Source organism: Streptomyces sp. SID486 (assembly GCF_009865385.1).
In the GTDB taxonomy this organism is placed as follows: Bacteria; Actinomycetota; Actinomycetes; order Streptomycetales; family Streptomycetaceae; genus Streptomyces.
Map to the genome: position 1 here is coordinate 1 of NZ_WWJT01000482.1, position 8,844 is coordinate 8,844.

The following is an 8,844-nucleotide window of genomic DNA, read 5'->3' on the forward strand; positions in this document are numbered from 1 at the left end:
CGTCCACCCGGCCGTGGGCGGGGGGCGCCACGCGCGCGGTCGGCTCCCGTCGCGGGGGCCCGGCGGCGAAGGGGAGGCCGGGCAGGGGGACGCGGGCGAAGGGGAGGCTGGGCAGGGGGACGCGCCGCGCCCCCGCCGGGCGGTGGCCCGACCAGTCGATGTCGGCGCCGGACCGCCAGGCCGTCAGGGCGGCGTCCGTGACAGCGGGAGGCGCGCCGCCCTCGGCCAGGGCGTCCAGTGCGGACCGCAGTTCTTCCGTGGTCGACGCCTCCAGTACCGCCCGGCGCTCCAGGTGCGTGCGGCCGGACTGGAGGGTGAGGGCGACGTCGCCCAGTGCGGGGACGGGGCGCGTGCCGAGCCGCCGGCTGAGCAGGCCGGCCAGTTCGGCCAGCCGCTCGTCGGTCTGCGCGGTCAGCGGGAAGGCGTACCGGCCGCCCCGGTCGCCTCGCTCGGCACCGCCGTCGGCCCCGGTCGGTGGCCAGGCGCGCAGCACCGCATGGCCGTATGTGCCGGTGGCGCCCACGGCGTTCACCAGGGCGCGGCCGGGCCCGGAACCGGGCCAGAACACCAGGTGACCGGCCGGCCGCAGGCTCCGCGGCCACGCGACGTCCTGGTGTGCGGGGTCGGCGAGGAGGGTCGGCGCGATCCGGCCGTGCCGGAACTGCAGGAGCACCTTGACCAGTTGGGACAGGCCGGCGGCAGCCTCCAGGTGTCCGATGTTCGGCTTGACCGTCCCGACGAGGACCGTCCCCCCCTCGAACACGGTGCCGAGCGCTTCGAGTTCGGCGGCGTCGGCGAGCAGCGCGCCCGCCGCGGCGCACTCGACGTAGTCGACATCGCCCGGTGCCAGTCCGGCGGCGGCCAGCGTCCGGCCGATCGAGCCGGCCAGCCGGTCCGCCTGCGGGGTGCCGAAACGGCCGGCCGCGCCCGCGTGGCCGATGCCGGTGGCCTCGATGACCGCGAGCCCGGTGTCGCCGTCACGCAGGGCCCGGGACACCGGGCGCAGCAGGACACCGGCGACCCCCTCCCCCGGTGACCAGCCCGCGGTCCGGGCGTCGAAGGCGCCGTCGGGCACGCGCTCGGCGAGCAGTCCCAGATCGGCCAGCAACCGGGTGTGGTACGGGTGGGTCAGCAGGTTGGCCGCCACGACCAGGGCGGATTCGCACTCGCCGCGGCGCAGGCTCTCGACGGCCAGGTGCAACGCGCTCAGCGAGGACGAGCAGGAGGTGTCGACGGCCAGGCTGGGGCCGTCGAAGCCGAAGAAGTGCGAGATGCGGTTGGCGGCCTCGGAGGCGGTGGCCGAGATCGTGGCGTCATGGCCGTCCCGGGCCCGGTCGGCGCCCACGTGCTGGTGGTCCCACCACATCGCACCGCAGAACAGGCCGACCCGGCCGGCCGATTCGAGCGACCGCGGTGTGTGCCCGGCGTTGTCGAGGCAGTCCCAGACGGTGTGCAGCAGCAGTCTCAGCTGGGGGTCGAGTCCGGCGGCCTCGGCCGGGGCGATACGGAAGAGCAGGCTGTCGAAGGAGTCGACGTCGGACAGGTAGCCGCCGGCCGGGGCGCGCGCCGGGAAGTGTGCCCGGCGGTGCTCCGGCACGTCGGTCAGCGACCGGGTGCCCCGGCTGAGGTTGGTCCAGAACGCGTCCAGGTCGTCGGCTCCGGGGAAGCGGCACGCGGCTCCGACGATCGCGATCTCCGCGGTGCGTTCGGCGGCCGGACCGTCCGGCCCGGGCACGGCCGGTACCGCCTCGGCCGGCTGCGCGAACAGCGGTCGCTCGCCGCGTGCGCCGGTGGCGGCCGGTGCCTCGGCGAGCGTGCCGCCGAGGAACGCGTGCAGGTAGCGGTGTCCTTCCCCGAGGCCCAGCTGCGCGCGGACGCCGTCCAGCGCGAGGGTGCCGACGGGGCACAGGGCGACGCCCGTCGAGGGCTGGGCGAGCAGCATCAGCTGTCCGATGTAACCGGCCTCCAGCAGCTGGAAGGACCCGCTGTCCGCGCCGTAGAGCGGTTCGATCGCGGCGTCGGCGCCGAACAGGAACAGCTCGAAGGCGGCGCCGTCGAACACCGGGCGGTTGTAGGGGAAGTGCCGCGACCGGGCGAGGTCGGGGTGGGCGTCGATCAGGTGCAGAGCGTGCTCCACCGGGTGGTGGTAGTACAGGCCCTCGGGTACGCCTTCGACCCCACCGGGCCGCACGTGCAGGTAGACCTGGACGGAGTAGGTGTCCCCGGCGGAGGGGTAGAGGCGCCGGCCGCGCCCGTCGACCTCGGTCTCCCGCAGCAGGCCGAGCAGGTTCCCGAAGGCGGCGGCCGGGACGGGGCCGGCCCCGAACTCCCGGCGGGTGGCCCGCCAGCGGAAGTGCTCCTCGGCCACGTCCTGCTCGTCGAGCAGGACGACCGGGGCGCCGTCGGCAGGGCGGCGCAGGTCCAGCCGGGACTTCTTGAACTCCGCGCGCTCCTCGGCCGAGAAGAACTCCAGCGGTCGCGGCCCCGAATCCGCCCCCCGGCCCCCGGCGGGGTCGTCCCCGGCCGGGGCCACCGCACCGGTGGCGGCCGACGCGGGCGTGGGTGCGGATCCGGATACGGGGGCGGCCGGCGGCACGGGGGCGGATGGGGTGGCGGACTCGGGGGCAGCCAAAGGCACCGGGGCGGAAGCGGTGCTGGACGCGGGGGCAGCGGAAGGCACCGGGGCGGAAGCGGTGCTGGACGCGGGGGCAGCCGGAGGCACCGGGGCGGGTGAAGGCGCGGGGGCGAGTGCCGACGAGGGCGGCGAGGGGGGTGCGGGTGCGGGGACCTGCGGCCCGGTGGGCCTGGGCGCGGCGGCCCGGTCGGCTTCCGGCTCGGCCGCGTGCGGGTACGACGTGTCCGACGCCGCCACCGAACGGGCGATACCGGCGACGGTCGGATCGGTCAGCAGCGCGGAGACGGGCACCCGCCGGCCGTGGCGTTCCTGGAGGACGGCGGAGACCTGCACCATCGTGAAGGACGTGGTGCCCAGGTCCCAGACGTCCGCCGTGGGATCGACCGCGGGGACGCCGAGCAGTTCGGCGAAGATCTCCGCGATCTCCGCCGTGAGGCCCGCGACCCGGGAACCGGACGCCACGGCCGCCGCCGGGACCTGCGGCGTGGCTCCGCCCGGTGCATGCCGGCTTCCCGGCTCCACCGGCCAGGGCAGCGCCTCACGGTCCAGCTTGCCGTTGGCGGTGGCGGGGAAGGTGTCCAGGAACGCGACGACGTTGGGGACCATGTAGTCGGGCAGGTGGGCCGCGGCGTGCCGGCGTATGTCGGCCACCGGTGGCGGTTCGGTGCCGTCGGGCACCACGTAGGCGACCACCCTGCGGTCGCCGCCCGGGTCCGCCTGCGCCAGGACGACCACGTCCTTGACGCCCGGGACCCGGCGCACCTGGTGCTCGATCTCGGCGAGTTCGACCCGGAAGCCACGGATCTTCACCTGGCTGTCGGCCCGGCCGTGGAAGCAGATGACCCCGTCGGGGAAGAAGCTCGCCCGGTCACCGGTGCGGTACATCCTGGCGCCCGGACGGTCCGCGAAGGGGTCGCTCACGAAGCGTTCCGCCGTCAGCGCGGGCTGCCGGTGGTAGCCCTGGCTCAGACACTCCCCGCCGATGTAGAGGTCGCCCTCGACACCCGTCCCGCAGGGGCGCAGATCCTGGTCGAGGATGTAGTAGCGGGCGTTGTCGATGGGCCTGCCGTACGGGATGCTGCGCCAGGCCGGGTCGACGCGGCCGATCTCGAACCAGTTGGACCACACGGTGGCCTCGGTGGCCCCGCCCAGGCTCACCACGCGGGTCCCCGGGAACAGCCGCCGGATCTCGTCCGGCAGCGGCAGCGGGGTGAAGTCCCCGCTCAGGTACACCATGCGCAGGGTGTCGGTGCCGGCCTGCCCGAAGCGGCCCGGGAAGAGCGGGGCGAGTCGGGCCAGCGTGGTCGGCGCGGAGTTCCAGAACGTGATCGGCTCGTTCAGCAGCACGTCGAGCAGCAGCTGTGGATCGCGCTGCTCGGTCTCGTCGGCCACGTACAGCGACGCGCCGTGACCGAGGAGGCCGAGGATGTCGAACACCGACAGGTCGAACCCGAGGGAGGTCACGCACAGGCCGACGTCCCGGGGGCCGAACCCGTGGGTCCGCACGCACCAGTTCACCAGGTTCAGCAGGGGGCGGTGGGAGACGGCCACCCCCTTGGGCCGGCCGGTGCTGCCGGAGGTGAAGATGACGTAGGCGGTGTCGTCCACCGAGCCGAGCGGCTCCGGGGTGTGCTCGGGCCGCCCCTGGGCGTCGACGGGAACCACCGTCACCCCGGCCGGGACCGGCCTGCGGCCGTCCGCGGAGGAGTCCCCGGCCTCGCCGACGATCAGCGTGATCCCCGCGTCACCGATGATGGCCGCCGCGCGGGCCGCGGGCAGCGAGGGCTCCAGCGGCACATAGCAGCCGCCCGCCTTGAGCACGCCGTACACGGCGGCGACCATCGCCGGGCCACGGCGCACACTGATGCCGACCGGCGTACCCGGCGCCACACCGTGTTCGCGCAGGGCCCAGGCGATGCGGTTGGCCCACCGGTTCAGCCCGTCGAAGGACAGGGTGCCGCCGTGCGACCACCGTACGGCGACCGCGTCGGGGCGCAGCGCGGCCTGTTCCTCGAACAGCCGCTGCACCTGGCGGTCGGCGGGGAAGGGGGTCTCCGTGGCGTTCCACCGCTCCGGTCCCGCGGTCAGGGACTCCAGCAGCGTCCGGTACCGCGCGAACATCGTGTCGAGCCGGCCGGGCGGGAACCGTGCGGCCGTGGCGTCCCAGTAGAAGCGCAGCACGTCGCCCTCGTCCAGGGCGATGCAGTCGAGCGCGACGTCCGGTGTGCAGGTCAGCCAGGGCCCCAGGCGGACACCGGCGGGCAGCGGCTGGTCGGAGACGTCGAGCCGCCCGGTGTAGACGACGGGCAGGTCGAAGTCGTGGTCACGGCGTTCCCGCATCACCCTGCGGCGCAGTTCCGCGAGTCCGCTCGCCCCGTCCGCGGCCCGGTCCTCGTCCAGGACCTTGCGGAACGCGGCGGCCTGTTCCCACAGTCCGAGTCCGGCGTCCGTGCGGGTCACCCAGCTCAGTGCGGTGTACTCGCCGGGGCGGTAGGGGGCGGACTCCTCGGTCCAGCGCACCACGGGCAGGCTGAAGGGCACCGGGAAGTGCTCCGCCAGCGCCTGCGTGCAGGCCGCGGCGAGCAGGTCGTCGGGACTCAGACCCGCCTGCTGAGCCCGCTTCTTGACGGCGCGCCAGCCGGTGAGCTGTCCGGCGAACCGCTGCCGGGCCCGCTGGTCGCCGGCCGGGAGCACCGACGGCCCGGGGTACAGGTCCGCGACGCGCTGCCGCCAGTGCGCCGTGTGTCCGGCGTGCCCGGGAAGCCGCCGGCGCCGGTCCTGCTCGGCGAGGTGGGCGTCGGGGCCCGCGGAGGGCCGCACGGCGGCGCCGGGGTCGGCGTAGAGCCGGAACAGTTCGCGGACGAGGAAGTGGATGCTGCGCCCGTCGAGGGTCGTCAGATCGGTGGTGAGGTGCACGGTGGCGGGACCGTGGCCGACGGTGACGCACAGCTCGGAGTGCGGGGCGCGGCCCAGCGGGTGGGCACGGCCCGCCATCCGCGCGCTCAGGTCACGCAGGAAGGTGTCGGGTTCCGGGCAGGCCGCGAGGTCGACGACGGGGACGGCCCAGGCCGAGGGGACGTGCGCGGCGACGGCGAGGGCGCCGTCGTGGGTGACCACCGTGCGCAGCACGTCGTAGGCGTCCACCAGGCGCAGCCAGGCCCGGGTCAGGCGCGGCACGTCCAGGTCGTCGACCTCGAAGGAGTGGTGGACCTGGCAGCCGTCCCAGGGCCCGGGTCCGCCCGCCGCGCGCGGTACGAAGTATGCCTGCTGGAGGTCGTTGAGCGGGCGTCGTGCGACGGGCCCGTCACCGAGGGCGTGCAGGGAGTTGAGGAAGGCGGCGAAGAGGATGTCGGCCTCGCCGGGTGCGAAGCGTTCGGCGGCCAGGTCCCAGCGCAGGTGCAGAGCGCCGTCGCGTTCCCACATCTGGTGGTCGAGGGCGACGCCGGTGGTCTGGCTGACGGCGTACGTGACGGCCCCCGCGAAACCGTCGTCACCGGACCGGCCGCTGCCGAGCAGGCTCGTGAAGACCACCGGGAGTTCGACGTCCGCGGCCGTACGGTCCTTGGCGCGCAGGGCCCGCAGCGCCGCCACGCCGGAGACGGCGGAGTGGTCGAGGGCCTCCCACAGCCGCTGGTGCACCTCGCCGGCGGCGGCGCGCAGCGGGCGGTCGAGGGTGTTCGGCAGGGGCAGCACGAGGCTGGAGGTGAAGGGGCCGATCACGTCCTGGGCCTCGGCCGGGAGCCGGGAGCGGGAGCTGGTCGTGAGCACCAGGGACAGCGGCCGCGCGTCCCGCTGCCGGCCGAAGGTCTCGGCGAACAGGGTGAGCACCAGGGCGGTCGGTGACACCTCCCAGGAGGCGGCGAGCCGGTTGACGGTCTCCCACTGCCGTCGGTCGACGCGGCCGGTGAGCGCGACGCGCCGTGGGTCGTCGCCGGCGGGGCGGCTGGGCGCCGGGCCGGGCGCCAGACCCGTCAGGCGGTCGGCCCAGTGATCGAGCCGGGCCCGGTGGGCGGCGGTGCGCCCCTCGGCGTCGAGCTGTCGTACACACCCGCGCACGGTGACCGCGGGCCGGGCCGGCTCGTGTGCGGGGTCGTGGTAGCACCGCCACCAGTCCTGAAGGAGGACGCCGAGTCCGTGGCCGTCGATGATCAGTGCGTCGATGCTGAGGTGGACGACGGACGGCCGGTCCGGGGCGTGGGAGACCTCGACGGTGTGCAGCGGCCAGGCGCCGGGCTCGTAGCGGTGGTGCGAGAGCCGCTCCCGGACGGCACCGGCGGCGTCGCGGGGGCCGACGGCGATCGCCGGTGGTCCGGCGTCGGGCAGGATGCGCTGCCGGCCGTCCGCGGTGACGACGGCCCGCAGCATGTCGTGGTGGGCCACCACCTTGCGCCAGGCCCTCTCCAGTGCCTCGACGTCGAGGTCCTCGACCTCGAACTCGCGGTACACGTGGCAGCCGGCCGGGTCGTCGGGCCGGCCCTTGGCCACCAGGTACGCCTGCTGCATGTCGGTGAGCGGGAACGGCTCGTGGCGGTCCCGCGCGTCGTCCGGCTCCGGTGCGGCGGGGGTGTGCTCCGGAGCCTCGTCGTCGCCGCCGTGTTCCGCGATGCGGGCCAGCAGCGCCGCGGGCGTGGGACACCGGCGCAGCCAGGAGACGGGGATGTCGGCGCCGAACTCCTTGCGGATCTGGAACCAGACCCTGGTCAGGGCCAGTGACTCGAGCCCCTGTTCCCGCAGCGGGAAGCCGGGGGTGAGGTCCGCGTCGGGCAGCACGCCGGCGAGGATCCGCAGCAGCCGTTCGGTCCGTTCGTCTTCCCGCACGTCACTCTCCCGGGGTGGCAGGGGACCAGGCGCGCAGCGAACCGTCGAGGAGTGCGGCGGCCCCGGTCATCAGCAGCTCGGCGATGGTGTCCACGTGGCGCCGGCGCCAGGTCCGCAGCGGGGTGTCCGCCACCAGGCGGTTGAACGCCCCGAGCGCCGGTCCGCAGTGGATCTGGTAGTCGACCTGTTGGCCCGGGGCGCCGCGCAGGGCGATCCGGGTGGAGTGGACGAAGTACCAGCGGAAGACCTGGGACATCCGGGCCTTGGGGTTGCGCTCGGCCCGGGCCAGTTCGTCGGGCCGGTGTGTGCGCAGGTAGGCGCTGGTCTCGGCCCAGACCTCGTCCAGGGTCCGGCGGAAGTACCGCTCCTCGATGGTGCGGCGCGTCGCGTCGTCGAGGGCGTCGAGTCCGTCGTACTGCCGGTAGATCTGGTGGAGTCTATTGGCGCGGGCGGGGAACAGGGTTCCCTTGCGCACCACCTGGACGCGTGCGCCCAGTTCGAACATGTCGCCGGCGGGCGCGTAGGCGGTGTCCTGGACGTCGAGGGTCTCCAGCAGGTCCTTGACGGCGTCGGAGGTGCCGGCCTCCACGGAGCACTGGTTCACCGAGCCCGTGAGGACGAAGTCGGCGCCGAGGACGAACGCGGCGGCGACGGCCTCGGGAGCGCCGAGTCCGCCGGCCGCGCCGACCCTGACGGTCCGCGGGTAGCCGTGCCGGGCCGTCAGGGTGTCGCGCAGGCGCAGCATGGCGGGCATGAGTGCGTAGGGGTTGCCCGCGTCGGTGTGTCCGCCGGAGTCGGCCTCCACGCACACGTCACCGGCCACCGGCAGCAGGGCGGCGGCGTCCGCCTCCTGCGGGGTGAGGGCGCCCTCGGCCACCAGGCGCGCCAGCAGCGGCTCCGGCGGCGGGCTCATGAAGGCGGTGGCCACCTCGGGCCGTGACACCTTGGCCAGGACGTGGCGTACTGCGGTGGGTGTGCCGTCGGCGGTGCGGTGCGCTCCGGCGAAGCGGAACCGGACCACCGCCGGGGTGACCGCGGTGAACGCCGCCGCCTCGGCGTGGCGCACACCGTGCCGCAGCAGCAGCTCGGCCAGCTCGCGCTCAGCCGCCGGATCGGCCGGCTGGGCCAGCAGGTTGACCCCGAAGGCGGCACCGGCGGGCAGCCGGTCCCGGATGTCCCGCAGCGCTGCGTCGATCTCGTCGGGGCGCAGGCCGCCGGTGCCGAAGAAGCCCATCAGCCCGGCACGTCCCATGCGGACGACCAGGTCCGCGGAGGCGATGCCCTGGTACATGGAGCCGGCCAGGTAGGCGTAGCGCACCCCGTAGTCCGCCCGGAACGCCGCGGACCCCAGGTGCTCGGGCCGGATCCGCGCGCCTGCCGGGGACGCGGCG

At 75.1% G+C, this 8,844-nt stretch carries 2 protein-coding genes; both read right to left on the reverse strand.

Annotated features, from left to right (window positions below):
- A partial coding sequence (locus GT045_RS39940) for an amino acid adenylation domain-containing protein (protein WP_345942728.1) occupies positions 1-7,453 on the reverse strand: 7,453 nt, incomplete at its 3' end.
- Position 7,454: 1 nt separating this feature from the next.
- A partial coding sequence (locus GT045_RS22875; protein WP_161335279.1) for a PfaD family polyunsaturated fatty acid/polyketide biosynthesis protein occupies positions 7,455-8,844 on the reverse strand: 1,390 nt, incomplete at its 5' end.